The sequence below is a fragment of the Devosia sp. RR2S18 genome, assembly GCF_030177755.1.
GTDB lineage: Bacteria > Pseudomonadota > Alphaproteobacteria > Rhizobiales > Devosiaceae > Devosia > Devosia rhizosphaerae.
Genome location: NZ_CP126539.1, coordinates 3,060,244 through 3,079,584 on the forward strand (window position 1 = coordinate 3,060,244; position 19,341 = coordinate 3,079,584).

General features: G+C 62.4%; 20 protein-coding genes. 8 read left to right on the forward strand and 12 right to left on the reverse strand.

Going from position 1 to position 19,341, the window contains the following annotated elements:
• Nucleotides 1-40 precede the first annotated feature (40 nt).
• The gene (locus QOV41_RS15045; protein WP_284577612.1) at nucleotides 41-1,045 is read right to left on the reverse strand and encodes a hypothetical protein; all 1,005 of its coding nucleotides are present in this window, start codon (nucleotides 1,043-1,045) and stop codon (nucleotides 41-43) included.
• A 223-nt stretch (nucleotides 1,046-1,268) separates the two neighbouring features.
• Here QOV41_RS15045 and QOV41_RS15050 point away from each other — a divergent pair, with 223 nt between their 5' ends.
• Nucleotides 1,269-1,697 carry a response regulator gene (locus tag QOV41_RS15050; RefSeq protein ID WP_284577613.1) on the forward strand — a complete coding sequence of 143 codons (429 nt, stop codon included), beginning with the start codon at nucleotides 1,269-1,271 and terminating at the stop codon, nucleotides 1,695-1,697.
• Nucleotides 1,698-1,709: 12 nt separating this feature from the next.
• On the opposite strand, the gene QOV41_RS15055 is transcribed toward QOV41_RS15050, so the two are convergent.
• The 5 genes from QOV41_RS15055 to rpiA all read right to left on the reverse strand — a co-directional run bounded on the left by QOV41_RS15055 (nucleotide 1,710) and on the right by rpiA (nucleotide 8,021).
• A complete protein-coding gene (locus QOV41_RS15055; protein WP_284577614.1) occupies nucleotides 1,710-3,635 on the reverse strand; it encodes a PAS domain-containing protein in 1,926 nt (641 codons plus the stop codon).
• Between the two features lie 84 nt (nucleotides 3,636-3,719).
• A complete protein-coding gene (locus QOV41_RS15060; protein ID WP_284577615.1) occupies nucleotides 3,720-5,096 on the reverse strand; it encodes a class II 3-deoxy-7-phosphoheptulonate synthase in 1,377 nt (458 codons plus the stop codon).
• Nucleotides 5,097-5,294: 198 nt separating this feature from the next.
• The gene (gene gorA / locus QOV41_RS15065; RefSeq protein ID WP_284577616.1) at nucleotides 5,295-6,671 is read right to left on the reverse strand and encodes a glutathione-disulfide reductase; all 1,377 of its coding nucleotides are present in this window, start codon (nucleotides 6,669-6,671) and stop codon (nucleotides 5,295-5,297) included.
• Between the two features lie 112 nt (nucleotides 6,672-6,783).
• Nucleotides 6,784-7,296, reverse strand: a complete 513-nt coding sequence (locus tag QOV41_RS15070; protein ID WP_284577617.1) for a DUF2059 domain-containing protein — start codon at nucleotides 7,294-7,296, stop codon at nucleotides 6,784-6,786.
• Between the two features lie 32 nt (nucleotides 7,297-7,328).
• Nucleotides 7,329-8,021 (reverse strand): ribose-5-phosphate isomerase RpiA, encoded by a 693-nt coding sequence (gene rpiA, locus QOV41_RS15075; RefSeq protein WP_284577618.1) that lies wholly within the window; start codon nucleotides 8,019-8,021, stop codon nucleotides 7,329-7,331.
• Between the two features lie 252 nt (nucleotides 8,022-8,273).
• Between rpiA and QOV41_RS15080 the strand changes: the two genes are divergently transcribed.
• Together QOV41_RS15080 and moaA are read left to right on the forward strand one after the other, a co-directional pair.
• Nucleotides 8,274-8,867, forward strand: a complete 594-nt coding sequence (locus QOV41_RS15080) for a L,D-transpeptidase (RefSeq protein WP_284577619.1) — start codon at nucleotides 8,274-8,276, stop codon at nucleotides 8,865-8,867.
• A gap of 96 nt (nucleotides 8,868-8,963) precedes the next feature.
• Complete coding sequence (gene moaA / locus QOV41_RS15085) at nucleotides 8,964-9,971, forward strand: GTP 3',8-cyclase MoaA (RefSeq protein WP_284577620.1); 1,008 nt, start codon at nucleotides 8,964-8,966, stop codon at nucleotides 9,969-9,971.
• Here the strand turns inward: moaA and QOV41_RS15090 are convergent.
• The 4 genes from QOV41_RS15090 to QOV41_RS15105 form a co-directional block, all read right to left on the reverse strand.
• Nucleotides 9,968-10,333: a response regulator gene (locus QOV41_RS15090; RefSeq protein WP_284577621.1), complete on the reverse strand. Its 366-nt coding sequence runs from the start codon at nucleotides 10,331-10,333 to the stop codon at nucleotides 9,968-9,970. The genes moaA and QOV41_RS15090 overlap by 4 nt on opposite strands.
• Before the next feature lie 83 nt (nucleotides 10,334-10,416).
• On the reverse strand, nucleotides 10,417-10,830 hold the full coding sequence (locus QOV41_RS15095) for a VOC family protein (RefSeq protein ID WP_284577622.1): 414 nt from the start codon (nucleotides 10,828-10,830) through the stop codon (nucleotides 10,417-10,419).
• Nucleotides 10,827-11,306 carry an Lrp/AsnC family transcriptional regulator gene (locus QOV41_RS15100; protein ID WP_284577623.1) on the reverse strand — a complete coding sequence of 160 codons (480 nt, stop codon included), beginning with the start codon at nucleotides 11,304-11,306 and terminating at the stop codon, nucleotides 10,827-10,829. Before QOV41_RS15100 ends, QOV41_RS15095 begins: the two co-directional genes overlap by 4 nt.
• A gap of 112 nt (nucleotides 11,307-11,418) precedes the next feature.
• Nucleotides 11,419-11,916 carry a thermonuclease family protein gene (locus tag QOV41_RS15105; protein ID WP_284577624.1) on the reverse strand — a complete coding sequence of 166 codons (498 nt, stop codon included), beginning with the start codon at nucleotides 11,914-11,916 and terminating at the stop codon, nucleotides 11,419-11,421.
• 199 nt (nucleotides 11,917-12,115) lie between these two features.
• On the opposite strand from QOV41_RS15105, the gene QOV41_RS15110 reads away from it, so the two are divergent.
• Nucleotides 12,116-13,600: a sensor histidine kinase gene (locus QOV41_RS15110; RefSeq protein WP_284577625.1), complete on the forward strand. Its 1,485-nt coding sequence runs from the start codon at nucleotides 12,116-12,118 to the stop codon at nucleotides 13,598-13,600.
• On the opposite strand, the gene cobT is transcribed toward QOV41_RS15110, so the two are convergent.
• A complete protein-coding gene (gene cobT, locus QOV41_RS15115) occupies nucleotides 13,597-14,613 on the reverse strand; it encodes a nicotinate-nucleotide--dimethylbenzimidazole phosphoribosyltransferase (RefSeq protein ID WP_284577626.1) in 1,017 nt (338 codons plus the stop codon). The genes QOV41_RS15110 and cobT overlap by 4 nt on opposite strands.
• 65 nt (nucleotides 14,614-14,678) lie before the next feature.
• Between cobT and QOV41_RS15120 the strand changes: the two genes are divergently transcribed.
• Together QOV41_RS15120 and QOV41_RS15125 are read left to right on the forward strand one after the other, a co-directional pair.
• Entirely contained in the window at nucleotides 14,679-15,527 is an 849-nt protein-coding gene (locus QOV41_RS15120) for an adenosylcobinamide-GDP ribazoletransferase (protein ID WP_284577627.1), read from the forward strand.
• A 62-nt stretch (nucleotides 15,528-15,589) separates the two neighbouring features.
• Complete coding sequence (locus QOV41_RS15125) at nucleotides 15,590-16,276, forward strand: retropepsin-like aspartic protease family protein (protein WP_284577628.1); 687 nt, start codon at nucleotides 15,590-15,592, stop codon at nucleotides 16,274-16,276.
• 2 nt (nucleotides 16,277-16,278) lie between these two features.
• On the opposite strand, the gene dusA is transcribed toward QOV41_RS15125, so the two are convergent.
• Entirely contained in the window at nucleotides 16,279-17,304 is a 1,026-nt protein-coding gene (gene dusA / locus QOV41_RS15130; RefSeq protein ID WP_284577629.1) for a tRNA dihydrouridine(20/20a) synthase DusA, read from the reverse strand.
• Nucleotides 17,305-17,419: 115 nt separating this feature from the next.
• Between dusA and QOV41_RS15135 the strand changes: the two genes are divergently transcribed.
• Nucleotides 17,420-17,869, forward strand: a complete 450-nt coding sequence (locus QOV41_RS15135; RefSeq protein WP_284577630.1) for a universal stress protein — start codon at nucleotides 17,420-17,422, stop codon at nucleotides 17,867-17,869.
• Nucleotides 17,870-17,941: 72 nt separating this feature from the next.
• Nucleotides 17,942-19,312 (forward strand): FGGY-family carbohydrate kinase, encoded by a 1,371-nt coding sequence (locus QOV41_RS15140; RefSeq protein ID WP_284577631.1) that lies wholly within the window; start codon nucleotides 17,942-17,944, stop codon nucleotides 19,310-19,312.
• The last annotated feature ends 29 nt before the right edge of the window (nucleotides 19,313-19,341 follow it).

Sequence of the window (19,341 nt, forward strand, 5' to 3'; positions counted from 1 at the left end):
TGGAGAGGGCAAGCGGACAGCTGACGGCGATGGGATGATCCTAGAAACGGCCGGCGACCTCGAGAAGCAGACCGTAGCGGAGCATGGAGAAGGGATTGTCTTCGAGTACGTATTTCTGACGGGCGAGTGTAGGCGCAGTGTACTCGGTGCCGTCGGCGTTGAGCGCCGGCGGAGTGATTACCGCCTCATCGAAGGTCGCGTTGTAGGCGCCCTGCAGGTAGGACGCTCGTCCGCCAACCCTGACCGTAAAGTTGTCTGTGGGATTGAACCCGATCATGGCCTTGCCGCCGACTCCATAGCCAAAGCCATTGATGCTGGTGACGGAGGCCTGTTGAATAAGGTCGTTCTCACCTCCGGGCCGGAGCCCGTAAGCACCATAGGAGCCGTTCACCCACGCATAGGGTGTTGAGGTTACCTCACCGCTGATATCGAACGCACCCGCGTCGACCTTGCCAGCCAGACCCAGCTTCAGCGCGTGGATGTCGAAATTGTTGACTTCGCTGTTGCCACCAACGGTCCATTCTCCGGTCGAACTGGACCAAGCGATGTCGGAAGACGATTGCGCAGTGGTAAAGTTGAACCGGCCCGTGTCTGGTGAATCATTCGTGTACTGATACCCGACCACCGGGCCAAGCCCGCCCGCTCCATTGCCGAAGGCGAGCCAGGCAAAGTCGGCGCCTACATAGCCTAGCCGGACTGCAGGTAGGTCCAGGTTAGATCCGCCGTTGATGTTGTAGGTGCCGTCGTGAGCGATCCCATAGCCGCCGTAAGCTTCCACGTAAGAGCGGGTGTAGTCATCTTCCACACGGGCGAAAGCTTCGCCGATGTGGGAGGTGGAGTCGATGCTCTCGCTCCTGCCAGAAAGCTCATGCTCATGCTTTGACCACGCATACCAATAACGCAGGCCCGCTTCGAAGCGCAGGGATTCTTCGGAATTGACTTCCCAGCCCGGCTCGTAGGAGGGCCGCAAGATGGGGTAATCCGCGGAGAAGACTGACGCGGTGGTGCAGAGCACGAGGGTGACGCCAAGCAGAACACGCTGCATTTGGTTCTCCGGATACGCAATGACAGTGAAGAAAGGTATCGCCTGTTTAGGGTTAATGTTCCGCTAAGCACAAAGAACGGATAAATGTTGGGGGTTTGGTAACTTGAAGATTGCAGGTTCTGGTAACAAGCGCGCGAACTAGCGCCCGCGGCGGCAACCCTTCAGCCAATGGGGAGTTGTCTCCGCTAAGCCAGAAGGCCGAGTGCGATAAAGAGTTGTGAGTATGACGTGTAGAATACTGGTCGTTGAAGACGAGATTTTCGTCGCCACCGAAATCGAGCATGTGATCGAGGAGATGGGCCACGAACCTATCGGCATAGCCTTTGATCAGGGCTCGGCTTTGGCACGCGCCAGCGCCACCGATGTCGCTTTGGTGGACCTCAACCTTCAGGACGGCCCCACCGGCATTGATATCGGCCGCATCCTCGCCCAGACGCATGGTGTTACCGTGCTGTTCATGACGGCCAATCCGGGTCAGCTGGGCGATGGCATTCCAGGCACCCTTGGCGTTCTACCTAAGCCAGCAACCGATGCGGAACTCCGCTCGGCCCTGGCCTACGCCGTGGCTCGCCGTGAGGCCGCCGAGGCCGCCCCACCGCGTCGCATGCGCCTTTGGGGCGACAGCAGCGATATGGCAGCTGCCGTGGTTTAGCCAAACCAGACTTTAGAGCTGGGCCTGATCGGCGATCTGCCGCAGGCGCGCCGAGCGCCGAAGGTTGACGATCGGCAGGTCGATTTCGAGGCGCAGCCCATCCGCTTCCCAGAACCGCTCAAGCTTGCCGCGCAACTGCCCTTCCACGCTAAGGGCTACAAGCCGCGTACCGAAGCCATCACCGCCGACACCCTCTGCCACCGCTGGACCATCCATCTCCTTCCAAGTGAGATGGAGTCGGCCGTCTGCCAGGCGTCCGGTCAGGACCACACGGCCTTCCGCCTTTGACAAGGCGCCGTACTTGGCGGCGTTCGTACCCAATTCATGAAAGAGCAAGGCCAACGGTGTCGCGGCCGCGTCATCGATCTCGGCGTCGTCACCGTGGTATTCGAGCCGATCGCGCGTATCATCATTGTCATAGGCCCGTAGGAGACGGGCAATTAGTGCCTTGAGGGATCCCTGGTTTTCGGGCGGGCGCGAAACATTGCTATGCGGGCGCACGAAGTCGTGGGCTTCGCCTAAGGCATAGATGCGCTGCCGTAGATCGTCTGCGAAGGGTTTGGTCTCGGGGCGATTGCGGGCCGACAGACCAATGATGCCGGTTAGGACCGCAAAGATGTTCTTGATGCGGTGGCTCAATTCCTGAGCGATCAACTCGCGCTCTTCAGCGGCCACCTTGGTTTCGTGAATATCGGTGCAGGTGCCGAACCAACGAATTATCGCGCCACTCTCATCATGCACCGGCAGGGCGCGACCAAGCGTCCAACGGTACTCGCCCGAATGGTGCCGCAGGCGATATTCTATGTTGTAAGGCTCGCCCGTATCGAGGCAGTGTTGCCAAACGGCCCAAGCGCGGTCCTGATCTTCCGGGTGGAACATCCCGTTCCAGCCCTCTCCGTCCGTCGAACCAACCGGAACGCCGGTGAACTCATACCAGCGCGCGTTGTAGTAGTCGTGGGCTCCGTCGGCAGTGGTCGACCAGACCATTTGCGGCATAGTGTCGGCAAGTGTGCGAAAGCGCAACTCGCTTTCGGCCAGCGCTTCGGTGACGCGGCGCTGCTCGGTGATGTCGATGACCACACCGGGGAAACGCTGCACCACCCCCGCCCCGTCGGTGCGAGGACGACCGGACGCGACGACCCAGCGGATCTGACCGTCTTCACCGACGAGCCGATATTGCGACCGAAAAGGCTCCGCCCGCTCCAGGCTCGCGGTAATCTCCTCGCGCACCCGAACCCGGTCATCGGGGTGAATAGCTTGAGTGAAGTCGTTCAGGGGCACACCGAGGCCGGCTCGCAGCGGATCCAGATTGTAGAGTTCGGCAAACCGGTCGTCAGCAGTGACAAGGTCGTTTGCGACGTCCCAGTCCCAGGTGCCGACCAAGCTGGTTCCGCTCAACGCAAGGGAAAGCCGCTCCTCGCTACGCGCCAGCGCCCGCTCAGCCATGACACGGTCTGTTGTTTCATGCACGATGGTGAGGGTGCCGATGGGCTCCCCCGCTTCGTCCAGCACCGGGCTGTAGTGTAGGTTCATCCATACAGATTCAGGCTGACCGAACCGATCAAGTACTAGTTCCTGATCATGCAGGATCTGGCTCTCGCCAAGCAGCCCAGCCGCCATCTTTTCCTGAATGAATTCGGTCACTTCCGGCCAGGCTTCGCTCGCCGGCATGCCGAATATCTTGGGATGCCGGGCACCGGCGAAATCTGCATAGGCATTGTTGTAGACGAGGATACCCGCCTCGCCGATCATCATCGCCATGGGCGTGGTAGAGATCATCATGACGCGCACGGCACCGCGCAGGCTTTCAGGCCAGGCGGGGATGGGACCAAGTGGATTGGCCGTCCAATCATAGTCGTTGAGCAGCTTCAGAGTTGGGTCGCACTCAAGCTGCGCACGGCGCTCCGGACTAGCTGCAGGAAACAGCGATTTGGGCATGCATCACTCTGTCAGTTTGGACGACGGAGCGCCATAGCATAGCACAGTCGTGGTAGCTGTAACCTGCTTAAAACGCAGCGTTTTCTACTCCCCGGCAATCCGGTTCTGGTGGGGCGGCTTTTGTGCATGCACCTCTTCGGCTACCAGAAACGCCAGCTCGAGCGCTTGGCTGGCATTGAGACGAGGGTCGCAATAGGTATGGTAGCGATCCGACAAGGTGGCCTCGGTAACCGCCGCGACGCCGCCGACGCATTCGGTGACGTCGTCGCCGGTCATTTCGATGTGGACACCACCCGCATAGGTGCCCATCTCGCGGTGCACTTCGAAGAACGACTTCACCTCTGACAGTACCCGATCGAAGGGCCGGGTCTTAAAGCCGGTCGACGCCTTGATGGTGTTGCCGTGCATCGGGTCTGAGCACCAGACGACGGTGCGGCCGGCGCGCTGGACGGTTTCGATGAGGCGCGGCAGGTGGTCCTGCACCTTGTCGGCGCCGAAGCGACCGATAAGCGTAATACGGCCCGCTTCATCCGTCGGGTTCAGGCGATCGAGCAAGCGCAGCAGATCGTCGCTGCTGAGCGAGGGGCCGCATTTGATTCCGATGGGGTTCCGGATGCCGGCGAAGTACTCGACATGGGCGGCGTCGGGCTGACGGGTGCGGTCACCGATCCAGAGCATGTGCCCGGAGGTGGCGTACCAATCATTGGTGATGGAGTCGCGGCGGGTCAGCGCCTCTTCGTAGCCCAGGAGCAGCGCTTCATGGCTGGTGAAGAAGCTGGTCTGGCGCAGGGCCGGCGTGTTCTCGGGCGTGAGTCCAAGCGCGGACATGAAGGTGATGGCATCGTCAATCTTGCGGGCGACTTCCTCGTAGCGGGGAAACCAGTTCGAGCCCTTCATGAACCCGACGGTCCACTCATGGATACGCGTGAGATCGGCGTAGCCACCCGAAGCGAAGGCGCGGAGGAGATTGAGCGTCGCTGCCGACTGCCGGTAGGCCTGCAACAGCCGATCTGGATCGGGAATGCGGGCACCTTCGGCGAACTCGATGGAATTGATGATATCGCCGCGATAGCTCGGGAGTTCGACCCCGTCGATGGTCTCGGTGTCCGACGAGCGGGGCTTGGCGAACTGGCCGGCAACGCGACCGACCTTCACCACGGGCTTGGAGGCGCCGTGGGTCAGCACCACCGCCATCTGGAGGAAGACGCGGAAGAAATCGCGGATGTGGTCGGCGCCATGCTCGGCGAAACTCTCGGCGCAATCGCCGCCCTGGAGCAGGAAGGCCTCACCACGGGCAACAGCGGCCAACTTGCCCTTGAGGTCACGCGCCTCGCCGGCAAAGACCAGCGGCGGAAAGGTGGAGAGTTGCCGCTCGGCATCTGCCAGCGCCACCGGATCGGGATAGGCCGGCACCTGGGAAATGGGCTTGTCGCGCCAGCTACTCGGGGTCCAGGTGCTCATCGTTTGTCCTCACGCGGTGTCGCCCGGCCGAGATAGCAATCAGCGCCGCCCCTGCCAAGCGCAAAGGAGACACGATGGCGTGCCGAAGCGCCGCCTTGGCCAGAATGGCGCCCTCCCTTCCATCCGGATCCCCGCACGCCGTTGAGGCCTCCACCCGGCCTCCCCCTGGTAGGGGGAGGTAAAGAAAGGGAGAGGCGGCTAACCGACGTGCTTTTCGCCGTTGCGGTAGATGTAGGTGGGGCTCTTGAAGGTAACCAGTTCCTCGGCGGCGCTGGGGTGGAGGGCCATGGCACGATCAAAATCGGCCTTGCTGGCCTTCATGCCCATGGGCACGGCCACCAACTGCGCCATCTCGGCGGCGCCGGGCCCCAGGATATGGCAACCGAGCACCCTACCCCCGTCCTTTTCGGTGATGAGCTTGAGGATCATGCGCTCTGTGCGGGTCGAGAGCGTGTTGATCATCGGGCGGAAGCGGGCGACGTAAACATCGATGTCACCATGGGTAGCCGCCTCCGCTTCGGTGAGGCCAACGGCGCCGATCTCTGGATCGGAGAATACCGCGGTGGGGATCAGCGAGTGATCGACTGCCAGCGGATTATTGTTGAAGACGGTTTCGGCGAAATACCAGCCTTCACGGATCGCCACGGGGGTGAGTTGCGCGCGTCCGGTAACGTCGCCGACTGCGTAGATCGAAGGGCAGGAGGACTGCGAAAAAGCGTCAACAGCGATGGCGCCGCCGGCCGTCAGTTCGACGCCGGCAGTTTCGAGGCCCAGCCCACGCGTGTTGGACACGCGCCCGGTGGCAAACATGACCGCGCCAAACGGGGCCGAGACGCCGTCGGAGAAGTGCGCCATGACGTCATTTCCGGCCTGAGTGAGCGAATTGACGTTGGTCTGGTAGATGAGGCGGATGCCGCGGTCCGTCAGCCCGGCTTCGAGGCCCCGCCGCATGTCCTCGTCGAAGTGGCGCAGGATGCAATCACCCCGGTAGACGATGGTCGTATCGACGCCCAGACCAGCAAAGATGGTCGCAAACTCCACGGCAACATAGCCGCCGCCTTCGATCAATATCGAATGGGGCAGCTTTTCCATGTCGAAGGCTTCGTTGGAGGTGATGCCCAACTCCGCCCCCGGAATATGTGGAATGAAAGGATGCGCGCCGGTTGCGATCAAGAGGTAACGGGTGGTTAAATCACGCTTGCCGCCTACCAGATGGATGCTGTTGGGGCCGGTGACGACCGCTCGATCCTTGATGATTTCGACGCCCGGCTTTTCGAGATTGGCGGTATAGCCCGACTCAAGCCGGGTGATTTCCCTTTCCTTGTTGGCGACCAGGGTCGACCAATCAAAACGTGCGTCTACCTGCCAGCCGAAGCTCGACGCGACATCGAACATGTCGTTGAAGCGCGCCGCATAGACATAGAGCTTCTTGGGGACGCAGCCGCGAATGACGCAGGTGCCGCCGACGCGGTATTCCTCGACCACGGCTACCTTGGCACCGTAGGTCGCCGCCATGCGCGCCGCGCGCACGCCGCCCGAGCCGGCACCAATAACGAGGAGGTCGTAGTCGGTCATGGCATACTCCTGCTGGCTTCATCGGCAATAGACGATGAACATGGGAAGGCGCTTCGCATAAAAAAAGACCCCGCACAAGGCGAGGTCTCCGGTCAAGTTCTTTGAGAGGAATTTAGAGCTCGATACCCTGGGCGCGCAGTTCAGCGCGGACCTGCGCGAAGAACTCGCGCTGCAGGTTGTTGGTGAAGACCTGCAGGACGCGTTGGAGATCCTGATTGGCCTCTGCATTGGTCTGAGCGAGCTTCTGACCAACCGGGGATTCGTAGAAGTCCACGATCTGTTGGAGTTCTTCCGTGGTGAAGCGCACTGCATAGATGCGCGCGAACTGGTCGAGCAGCTCGCCTTTGCGGCCACGATAGTTCTCGAGCACCTTGCTGATGGCAGCGTCAGTCTGCTCGACGATTTCGGGGTTCTGCTGGATGATCTGGCGCATAGCATCGATGCCAGTCTGGACAAGGGTCACCTCGTAGACCGCCGAACGATCGGTCAGGTCGACATATTGCCGCGCCAGCGCCAACTGGTCGGGCGCCACCTCCTGCGCCACTGCGGGGCTTGCAAAGGCCAGCATACCCGCGCCAAGCGCCACCATCATCATCGCCTTCGCGCGCGTCTTCACACCGGTCATTGTCGAATACCCCATCCGTGTCCCGAGAAATGCTACTTCGTCAGCGTTCTTACGCCATCCGGCGTGGCCACATAAGCCCTGTCACACAGATGCAGAAACAGCCCATGCTGCACCACACCGGCAATATCGAGCAGGTCACGCGAGAGCGCTTCTGGCTGCGAAATGCGGCCAAAAAATGCATCCAGGATGAGGTGCCCGCCATCGGTGACGAAGGGGTCTCCCTCCCCGCTCTGGCGGAGCTCCAGGCCACCTTGAGCGCCATGGCTGGCCAGTACCGCCTCGAGCGCCCGGCGCGTGGCGCCCAGACCGAAGCGGTTGACCTCGATAGGCAGCGGATATCGGCCGAGCGTGTCGACCAGCTTGCCGCCATCGGCGATAACGATCATCCGGTCGGAGGCGGCCGCAACGATCTTCTCGCGCAGGAGCGCACCACCACCGCCCTTGATGAGATTGAGATCGGTGTCGAGCTCGTCGGCACCGTCGACTGTCACGTCCAGCTGCACCAGCGTTTCAAGATCGGACAGGGGAATGCCAAGGCCCTCGGCTTGACGAGCGGTCGCTTCGGACGTCGGCACGCAGATGCAGTCGAAACCCTCGGCGACCTTTTGGCCGAGCAGATCGACGAAATGGCGGGCCGTCGAGCCCGTGCCGAGCCCCAAGCGCATGCCTGGCTGGAGCTCGGACAACGCCGATTCGGCGGCGACGCGTTTCAGTTCCTCGCTCATGCTGGCTCCCCTGCCCCTGTTTGATGCCAAATTGCAGCCTCGTAGAGGCCTGTCAACTTCGGGACTGCGGCGGTTTCACGGATTGGTGAACACCCACTGTAACCTCCCGGCAACACATTTCAGTGATGCTGGAGCAAGTGTGTCGGATCTGTGTCTCCGCTCTTCTCGCCGAGTCACAAAGCGTCTAAGCAACCCGAATTCTTTCGGCGGGGGTCTCCCTCGTCCGTTGTACTTAAGAGGCCAAGTCGTCTGATGTTCAAGTGGAAGTCTGCGATAGCATTGGTGCTGTCGATCGTCTTAGCTGCCACCAGTGTGATGCCCAGCATTGCGGCGCGGGTCTACAATCCAGATACCAACACCTGGGAAGAGCCCGCCGTGGCGCAGAGCCGCGGGCGTGGCTACACACCGATCCGCAAAGAGGTTGTCGACTACGCGACCAAGCACCAGCCCGGCACTATCGTCATCGAAACCGACGAGCGCCGCCTCTATTTGGTGCTGGAAGACGGCAAGGCTCTTAAATACGGCATCGGGGTTGGCCGCGACGGCTTCACCTGGTCGGGCACCCACCGCATTACCCGCAAGGCCGAGTGGCCGGGCTGGACCCCGCCTCCGGCGATGCGCAAGCGCGTCCCCGACCTGCCGGCCTATATGCCGGGCGGGCCGGACAATCCGCTCGGTGCGCGGGCACTTTATATCGGCTCCACCCTCTATCGCGTGCATGGCACGTCCGAACCCTGGTCAATTGGCCAAGCTGTGTCGTCTGGCTGCATTCGCCTCACCAATGATGACGTCGTTGACCTCTATGAGCGCGTGAAGGTCGGCGCCCGGATCGTCGTCAATCACTAGATGCCTATCCTCTTCGTGATCAAAGGCCGCTTTCTGGGCGGCCTTTTTATTTCGGGGTGCTTTGTATTTGCCTGCCGCAGGCGCTAGATTTGCACAATGAATGCTCCGCTCTCCCGCCCGCTGGTCGACCGCTTTGGACGCACGGTCTCGTATCTGCGCATCTCGGTCACCGATCGATGCGATTTCCGCTGCGTCTATTGCATGGCCGAGGAGATGAGTTTCCTGCCCAAGCGGGAGGTGCTGAGCTTCGAGGAAATCGAGACCATCGCCGCGGCGTTCGTGGCGCGCGGCACCACCAAGCTGCGGCTGACAGGCGGCGAGCCCCTGGTGCGCCGGGACATCATGGACCTGGTGCGGACACTGGGCGGGCATCTGGGCAAGGGGCTCGACGAGCTGACGCTGACCACCAATGGCAGCCAATTGGCCAAAAATGCCGAAGCGCTGGCGCGGGCCGGGGTGCGCCGGATCAATGTCTCGCTCGACACCCTTGATGCAGAGCGCTTTGCCGCCATCACTCGGCGCGGGCGGCTGGCCGACGTGCTGAGCGGGATCGAGGCAGCGCGCGGGGCCGGGCTCGAGCTCAAGATCAACATGGTCGCCATGGCCGGGGTGAACGAAGACGAGATCGAGCCTATGATGGCCTGGGCGCATGGCCAGGGGATGGGGCTGACCCTCATCGAAGGCATGCCGCTGGGCGAGGTGGGCATCGATCGCGTCGACACCTACCTGCCCTTGCGTGAACTGCATGACAAGCTGACCCGCCGCTATACGCTGACGCGGATCGACAAGCGGACCGGCGGGCCGGCACGCTATGTTCATGTCAGCGAGACTAGCGGCATTCTCGGCTTCATCACGCCGATGAGCCACAATTTCTGCGAGAGTTGTAATCGCGTGCGCCTCACGGCCACGGGGCAGTTGTTCCTCTGTCTGGGGCAGGAAGATCAGGTCAATTTGCGCGATGCCCTACGCGACGGGGGGATGGAGGGCCTCGATGCGGCGCTCGATCGGGCCATGCTAATCAAGCCCAAGGGACATGACTTCGTGATCGACCGCGCCCAGCCGCAACCCACCCTGGGCCGGCACATGAGCATGACGGGGGGCTAGTGGGCCTCGGCCGGTTCGTCGGTTTCGGCGACGAGCTCATCGATGCGGCGCAACAGGGTTGCGGCATCGATTGGCTTGTTCTCGACGCTACCGCGCAGCCGCTCCGGCAGGTCTTCGGCAGGGTGTCCGGTAACAATCAGATAAGGGATGTGCGCGGCTTCAAGGCTCTCGATCACCGGCGCGCCGCTGGCGCCGCGCAGTTCAAAGTCCACCAGGGCAAAGTCCACCCTGTTGGCGTCGAGCAGCTCAAGAGCGCGCGAGACCGAGGGGGTGGGACCAACGATTGCGTGCCTGGCTTCGCGTAGCACCGAAGTAAAGTCGGAGGCGGTCAGCCATTCATCCTCAACGACAAGTACGTTCATCGGCACCAGGGCTCCGGATCCTCGAAGGAGTTCGATCCCGAATAATCCGCGACGGTGCGAATCGTTGCGATTCGCGCCTGACCCTAGGAGATGCGGCGGTTTGGCGTGCGCTCGATCAGCTCGACCAGGGTGCCATCAGGATCCCGGCAGAAGGCGACGCGCTGGATGAGCTCGGTATTGTGGGCGGCTCGCGGCCGCTCAACGATCGGCACGCCGGCAGCTTCGAGCTTGGCCACCAAAGCATCGACATCATCGAAGGCGAACGTCATGTGGCGCATGCCGGCCTCACCGGCTGGCACATCGCGCGTTGGCGTAACCGGCTCCGCGGGTGAGAATATCTCCAGCATGCCGCCGCCGGCGTCCAGGAACGCCAGTTCGCCGCTCGCCTGGCCCTTACGCAAAACCAGCCGCAAGCCCAGCAGGTCGCAATAGAAGGCGATGGTCCGATCAAGGTCGCCGGCAGTCATGCCGATATGTTCGAAACCGAGCAGGCTCATTTGTCGTCGTCCACAATGCGGGCGAAGTCGAGCGGCAGGGCGGTCGTATACTTGATCTGGCCCATGGCAAAGGCCGAGCTCACATCGGTCAGATTGATCTTGCTGATCAGGCGCTTGTAGAAGGCGTCGTAGGCGCCGATGTCGGGCACCACCACACGCATGAGATAGTCGACATCGCCGCTCATGCGGTAGAATTCCACCACCTCCGGAAATTCGTCGATTACGCCTGCGAATTTTCGCATCCAGGCGTCGTTGTGCTCATTGGTCTTGACCGAGACGAAGACCGTAACACCGACATTGACCTTGACCGGGTCGAGCACGGCAACGCGGCGCTGAATAACGCCGTCTTCTTCCATCTTCTGGATGCGGCGCCAGCAGGGGGTGGTGGAGAGGCCGACTTTGCGGCCGATTTCGGCCACCGGCATGGTCGCGTCTTTCTGCAGGAGGGTCAGTATCTTCCTGTCGATCTTGTCCAAAGCAAATCGCCCCCGCGAAATGAGATTTTCCAGAACGGCAAAATCTATGGTGATTATGCCCCACTAAGTGCCACATCGTGCTGAACTCCGCAATAATCTTGCGTGCGCCCGCTTAGAACCCAAATAGGCTGAGCCAGCCGTTGCCGCCCTGCCCGCGAGGATGCTCATCACGCCAGTTGCGCGGGAGATCGAAGCCGCCCCGCCAGATGCCGCGTCGCGCCGCTTTGGCGGTCGCCTGCTCGCGCTCGTAGTCGCCAGCGGAGACCGCGAGCCCTTCAGCGACCAAGAGCTGTCCGATGTCACGATCGCCCAGCGAGCAGCGGGCGAGGAGGCGCCCATATTGATCCCGGTCCTCAGGCTGGCAGTGGATTGGACCCGAGTCCAGTAGCTCGGCGAGCCGGTTGCGCGCCTGCCGGCCACACGGCCAGTCGCGTCCACCTGCGTCCGTGCAAGCCTGGTTGAGTTCGGGGGCGTCGAGCCCGAGGAGGCGAATGCGTTCTTCGCCCAAGCGGAAGCTATCGCCGTCCCCAACCCGGGCAGCGCCGGCAATAGTGGGCATCTGGGGTTCAAGCCAGACCGCGAGCATGGCCACGCCGACTAGCACCAGCACGGCGAGGGCACCCCCGCCCCTGCCGGCAAACCATCGTCTTCTCCGCAATCTCTGCCGCAGGATTTCACCGCCCGTTAACTACGCCCTCGGTACTGTCTTACAGCAGCGTAGCGAATGCGTTTTTGTTCGCCTTATTTAGTAACGAGTAAAGAGTTCAATGGCTTCCCAGCCGGCTGTCATAGATGACGTCCGCTCTCAAATGGGGCGTGACAGTAAGCGTGCGGCTCAAAAAACCGTGCTCGATGCCCGTCAGAAGCTGACGTCGAGTTCCGGTACCCGCGCCGATTTCGACTACGAACTGATGCACGATTATGCCGATACTCGGCTGGCGGCGTCGGTGCCGCTGGCCGCTATCGTGGTCATCCTTTCGGTCGTGGCGAGCCTGTGGGTGCCGGTGGTTTTCACCACCATATGGGCCGGCATGGTGTTGCTGAGCCTTTTGGTGGTGGCGCTCGTTGCCCGCCGCTTCAAGGCTGCCGACAGTTCCAAGTTCAATGCGGCGCAGTGGACCGCGAGCTTCGTGGCCAGCGAGACGGTGCATGGCATCGCTTGGTCCACCATCGCCTTGTTCTCCCTCTTGGCGCCCACCGACACGTTGACGCCGCTGATGTTCGCCATGGTGCTGGTGAGCGTTGCTTCCAATGCCTTTGCTACCAAATCGCTGCCGCATGCGACGCTGATGAGCACCATGCCCGTGACCGCTACCGTCTCGGCAAACTTGTTGGTGATTGGCGGCACGCTGAATTACACGCTGGCGGCTATCGCCATCTGTGGTGAACTGTTTTTTGTCTATCTTGCCCGCCAGCTGCACGGCTCGGCCCTCGAAACCATCAGCCATCAGGCCGAGAAGGACACGCTGATCGCCGAGCTGGAAGAGGCGCGGCAGATGTCGGACGAGGCGCGGCGTCATGCCGAGCAGGCCAATATCGCCAAGTCGCAATTTCTGGCCACCATGAGTCATGAGCTCCGCACTCCGCTCAATGCCATTATCGGCTTTTCCGAAGTGCTGAAATCGGAGCTACTGGGACCCCATCAGGTGCCGCAATACAAGGAATATGCCGGGGACATCCACGGCAGCGGCCAGCATCTGCTAAACCTCATCAACGAGTTGCTCGACCTCAGCCGCATCGAGGCGGGCAAATATGAGCTCAACGAAGAAGTGGTGTCACTCGTCGACATCGCCGAAGACTGCCGCCGCATGATGGAACTGCGCGCCAAGTCCAAGGGGATCGAGTTGATCTACAATGCCAGCAACAACCTCCCGCGGTTGTGGGGCGACGAGCGCGCCATCCGCCAGGTGGTGCTGAACCTTTTGAGCAATGCCATCAAGTTCACGCCCCAGCACGGCAAGGTGACGCTGGTGGTGACACGCAGCGCCGATGGCGGGCAGCTGATCTCGGTCAAGGACAATGGCCCCGGCATTCCCGAAGAAGAGATCCAGACGGTCCTTTCCTCATTCGGACAGGGTTCGCTGGCGCAAAAGACCGCCGAACAGGGCGCCGGACTCGGGCTGCCGATCGTGCAGAAGATCATGGAACTGCACCAGGGCCGGTTCGACCTCTTCTCCAAGCTGCGCTTTGGCACCGAGGTGATCGCCACCTTCCCCCGCGCCCGCGTCATGGATGCGCTGGCGCCGGTGGTGGAAAAGCGCAACCGTCTCGAGATTTATTCGGAAGCTGGCTAGTCGGCCTTGCCGCTCACGGCAGCACTCTCGAAGGTCGCCATGTTGGTGTGGAGGTGCAGGGCCGTCTTGGCCAGCACTGCCGCCAAGGCGGCGCCACTCCCCTCACCCAGGCGCATACCAAGATCGAGCAGGCCTTTTTGATCCATGGCGGCCAGGGCGCGGGCATGGCCCGCCTCCGCCGAGACGTGAGCGAACAGACAGTGATCGATGGCGGCCGGATTGACCGCATGAGCGATGGCGGCAGCGGCCGTGGCAACAAAGCCATCGACGATCACCGGCACCTTCTGGTGACGGGCGGCGATCAGCGCGCCGAGCATGGCGGCGATTTCGCGGCCCCCGACGCGGGCGAGAATCGCCAGCGGATGGTCGAGGGCACCAGCATGGAAGGCGAGAGCCCGGTCGACTGCATCGGCCTTGCGCGAGAGGCCGGAGTCGTCCACGCCGGTACCCCGTCCGACCCAGTCGGCACCACTGCCGCCATAAAGCGCAGCGTAGATGGCTGCGGCCACGGTGGTATTGCCAATGCCCATTTCGCCCAGGCAGATCAGGTCAGGTTTGCCCGCAATTGCTTCCATGCCGTAGGCGATGGTGGCGGCACACATCTTGTCGTCGAGTGCGGCTTCCTTGGTGATGTCGCCCGTCGGCAGTTCCAGCGCCAGTTCGAAAACGCGCAGATTGATCTCGTGCAGCGCACAAATCTGGCTGATGGCTGCGCCACCATTGGTGAAATTGGCCACCATTTGGGCGGTCACCTCCCGCGGGAACGCTGAGACCCCTTGATCGGTGACGCCGTGATTGGCGGCAAAGATGGTCACCATGGGATTGTCGAGTCGCGGGCGGGCGCGGCCCTGCCAGCGTGCGAGGAACTCAACGAGACCTTCCAGCACGCCCAGCGAGCCCGCCGGTTTGGTCAACTGCGCATCATGGGCGCGGACGGCAGCAACTGCGGCCTCGTCCCCGTCGGGCAAGATGGTGAGCAGTTCGACGACGTCGGCATAGGCTGGGTTCAGCATGGCGGGACAGACATGGTGTGTTAGGAAGGTGCGAACTTGTTGCTCATCGGGAACCGAAAAGCAAATTGAACTCCGACCTGCCCAACACATCAGAGAACCTCGAAAAGCGTGAGCCTGCTGCGGGGAGCGGGCTAGCCGCGGAAGCAGGACTGTGGGCCGACTTTATCATGGCTCTTCGTTTCTTTTCGCGCCTGCCCACCGGCAGTTCGCCACACCAGAAGCCGGAACTGGGCCGGATTGCCATGGCCCTGCCCCTGGCCAGCGTGGCCATGGGGATTGGGCCAGCGCTGGTGCTGGCGGGTGGGGCGATGGTGGGATTGCCGAGCTATTTCGCTGCGGCGCTAGCCGTGGCGGCGATGATCCTGGTCAGTGGTGCCATGGCCGAAGACGCCCTTGCCGATGCAGCAGACGGGCTCTTTGGTGGCCACACGCCCGAGCGCCGGCTGGAGATCATGAAAGACAGCCGCCACGGCAGTTACGGGGTTGCGGCGCTTTGTCTGTTCATTCTGCTGCGCGTGACTGCGCTCGGCGCGATGGCCCTGGTCAATCCATTGGCAGCAGGGGCGGTGTGGCTTGCAGCCAGTGTTGGGGGACGATCGGGCGGATTATGGCTGGCGGTCGCCCTCCCCACGGCGCGCCGGGACGGCGCATCGGCTGCCGCCGGGCGGCTGCCGGCGCAGAACTTCGCCGTAGGCGCAGTCTTTTCCGGCGTGCTGCTCTTCGTGTTCGCAGGACCGTTCAGCAGCGTTGTAGCGCTGCTGCTTGCGCTTCTTCTCGCCGGTATAGTCATAGCCGGCTGGACGGCTCTGTGCAGACGGTTCGTCGGCGGGCAAACCGGAGACCTGATTGGTGCGTTGGGAGCATTGGTGGAACTGGCAGTGCTAACGGGATTGTTGCCCTTCGTGCTGCGGTGACGGGTTGAAAAAGGGGGCGATAATCCCTTTATCGGCAGGGTAAGCAAGAGCAAGGACATGGCATGATCTTTATCGGCATAGCCTTGCTTGTCGCCGTCGGGCTCGCGCTTCTCATCAGCTCGGATGCGGGCAGCCTTGTTGGGCTTACACAGGCCCAGACCGGTCAACTCATTCCTCTTTTGGTGCTGCTGATTGTCTTTGCGGGCGGGCTTTTCACCCGGCGGCGCCGGGCCACGGAACTCATCACGAGCGTCTTGCTTTGGGTCGGAATCTTCGGCGTAGCGGCCGTGTCCTATGCCTATCGCGACGAGATCACGGGTGTTGCCGGGCGTGTCATGGGCGAATTGCAGCCCGGTGTCGCCATGGTGGATGCCGAGCGGGGCACCGCCGTTTTCCGCCGGGGCATCAGCGGGCATTTCGAAGTCAATGCCACGATCAACGGCCATACCACACCCATGGTGTTCGACACAGGCGCCAGCGCAGTAGTGCTCACCATTGCCGATGCCGAGGCCGCGGGAATTGATACGGACGGTCTGCGCTTTTCCATTCCTGTTTCGACCGCGAATGGGACCGGTCGGGCCGCGCGGGTGCGGCTTGACCAGATCGAGGTGGGCGGCATCTTGCGCGAAGGCGTGACGGCATTCGTCGCAAAAGAGATGGCTCTGGAGCAGAGCCTCCTCGGCATGACGTTCCTCGAAACGCTCAGCCGCTATAGCGTCACGCGAAATTCGCTGGAACTGCTGGACTAGGTCTAGCTGGCCTCGGCCAAGCGGGGTCGCTGCACGGCTTCCAGCGCCCGGAACATCACGCGGGCATCGGCGTCTGGCTTGCAGGCATCGACACTCAGGATCTGGCGGAACTGGCGGGCGCCGGGGAGGCCATTGGCCAGGCCTAGCATGTGACGCGCCACATTGTTGAGACGTACGCCTTCGGCGCGCTGGCGCTCGGCGTAATCCGCCATGGCGTGCATCACCCCCTCAAGGCTCGGCGCCTTGTGTTCGGACCCGAAGAAACGACCATCGACCTCGGCCAGCAGCATGGGGTTGTGATAGGCCGCCCGCCCCAACATGACGCCGTCGGTATGGGCAAGATGCGCCTCGGCAGCCTCAAGCGTGTCGATGCCGCCATTGATCAAAAGCGGCAAAGGCGCCAAGCGCTGGCGCAGCCGGTAGACGCGCGGATAATCCAACGGCGGAATCGTGCGGTTCTCCTTGGGCGAGAGACCCTTGAGCCACGCCTTACGCGCATGCACATAGAGAGCAGCCACGCCAGCCGCCAGCATGGTTTCGGCGAAGAGATCGAGGCTTTCCTCGGTGTCCTGATCGTCGATGCCGATGCGGCATTTGACGGTGACCGGCCGGGAGGTCGCCTCGCGCATGGCGCGCACGCATTCGGCGACGAGTTCGGGTTCGGCCATGAGGCAGGCGCCGAAGCGCCCCGACTGGACGCGATCGGAGGGACAGCCGACATTGAGGTTGATCTCGGCAAAGCCGGCTTGATCGGCAAGACGGGTAGCGGCGGCCAGCTCGGCCGGATCGGAGCCGCCAAGCTGGAGCGCTAAAGGCTGCTCGACCGGATCAAACCGCAGGTGACGCTGCCAATCGCCATGCACCACCGCGGCGCTGGTGACCATCTCGGTGAAGAGCAAGGCTTCGCGCGTCAGCAGCCGATGCAGGTACCGGCAATGCCGGTCCGTCCAGTCCATCATGGGGGCAACGGAGAAACGGCGCGCTTGTCCAACGAGATCGACGCTTGCGCCTGGGCTGTGGTCTGTCATGCGGTCTCTTTACCCGCAAGGACTGGCGTAGACAATTGCAGGGCAAGTGATCTGGATCAAAGCTCGCGGAGCCGGACCGGTGCATTCTGGACGCATCATGACCAAGGAGGGCAGCATGTATACCAAGATTCTTATCGCGACCGATGGTTCGGACCTTTCCACCAAGGCGCTGCGGCACGGCCTCGGACTCGCCAGGCTCGATGGTGCCAAAGTGGTGGTGATGACCGCAACGGAGCCGTCCATGCTCTATGCCTCGAGCGCCGGTGGCATGATCATGGACACCGGGCAGGTCATTGCCGATCTTGAGCGGACCAATGCGGAGGCGGCGAACCACATCCTGGAAGGCGCCAAGAAGGTTGCCGCAGAAGGGCAGCAGACGATCGAAGTGCTCCATGTGGCGGAGCGGCAAACCGCAGACGCCATTCTGGATACGGCAAAGGACCAGAAGGCGGACCTGATCGTGATGGGTTCGCATGGACGGCGCGGTATCGGGCGACTGCTGCTGGGCAGCCAGGCGGCCGAAGTGCTGGCGCGCTCGAGCCTTCCCGTGCTGATCGTCAAGTAGCACGGCGCCTCGCTATGGAATGGCAGCGGCGATTGGGCTATTGCCGCTGCATCTCTATCGGAGCGCCAGACCATGCCAGCACCTCGCCAGATTGCCGTTATCGATATCGGCAAGACCAATGCCAAGCTGGTGCTGCTGGATGCCCAAACCCATGAGCAACTCGCCGTCCGCAGTACGCCCAATACGGTGCTCGGAGACGACATCTATCCCCATGCCGATGTGGAGCGGCTGTGGGCGTTCATTCTTGGCGGCTTGAAGGAGCTTCAGGCATGCTATGGAGTGGATGGCATTTCCATCACCACGCATGGGGCAACCGCAGCCCTGGTGGCGCATGACCAACTCGCCTTGCCGGTGCTGGACTATGAGCATGCTGGCCCCGAAGAGACGGCGCTGGAATATGCAGCAGTGCGCCCCGAGTTCAACGAAACGCTGTCGCCTCGGCTGCCCAACGGGCTTAATCTGGGCGCACAGATCTTTTGGCAGAGCCGGGCTTTTTCCGACCGCTTTGCCGAGGTCACCCACATCCTCACTTACCCCCAATATTGGGCGTGGCGGCTGACCGGCGTTGCCGCAAGCGAGGTGACCTCGCTTGGCTGCCACACCGATCTGTGGGTCCCCAATGCCGGCCGGTTCTCGTCTCTGGTGGTGGAGATGGGCTGGCAACCCTTCTTCCCCAATGTGATGCCTGCGGCCACGGTGTTGGGCACGCTGCTGCCGGACATTGCCGAGCAGACGGGATTATCGGCGGAAACGCCGGTCGCCTGCGGGATCCACGATTCCAATTCTTCGCTGGTGCCGCATCTCGGTGCGCATGAGGCGCCCTTCACCATTGTTTCGAGTGGCACCTGGACGATTTGCATGACCGTGGGGGGTGACACCGCTGGCCTAGATGCCGAACGGGACAGCCTTGCCAATGTCGATGCGTTCGGGCGCCCCGTGCCCACCGCACGCTTCATGGGCGGGCGCGAGTTCGACATGCTGGTGCCCAATGCCGCCGAGCCCAGTGACGCCGATAACAGCCGGGTCGTCTCCGATGCCATCCAGGCCCGGCCTAGCTTTGTGCCCGGCGTGGGGCCCTTTCCCCATCTTGTCGGTCGGTGGACCCATGACGAAGCGCAGTTGAGCGCGGGGGAGCGGACTGCGGCGGTATCGCTCTATCTGGCCCTCGTCACGCAAGCGTGCCTCTCGCTGTGCGGGCTGGGCCGGGAGATCATCATCGAGGGTCCGCTGGCGCGCAACCGGCTTTATGCGCAGGCGCTGGCGCGGCTTACGGGCGTGCCGGTCCGCATCTCCGCCGATGCCACGGGTACGAGCCTGGGCGCGATGATGCTATTCAAAGGCGCCGCACATCTGCTGGCCGGAGGCGAAGCGGTAGCGCCATTAGAGCTCGAGGGGTTCGAGGCCTACGCAAGTCACTGGCGACAAACAGTGCGCCCCCACTGACTTGCTCCGCCAGCCAAAGGGGCGCAGTG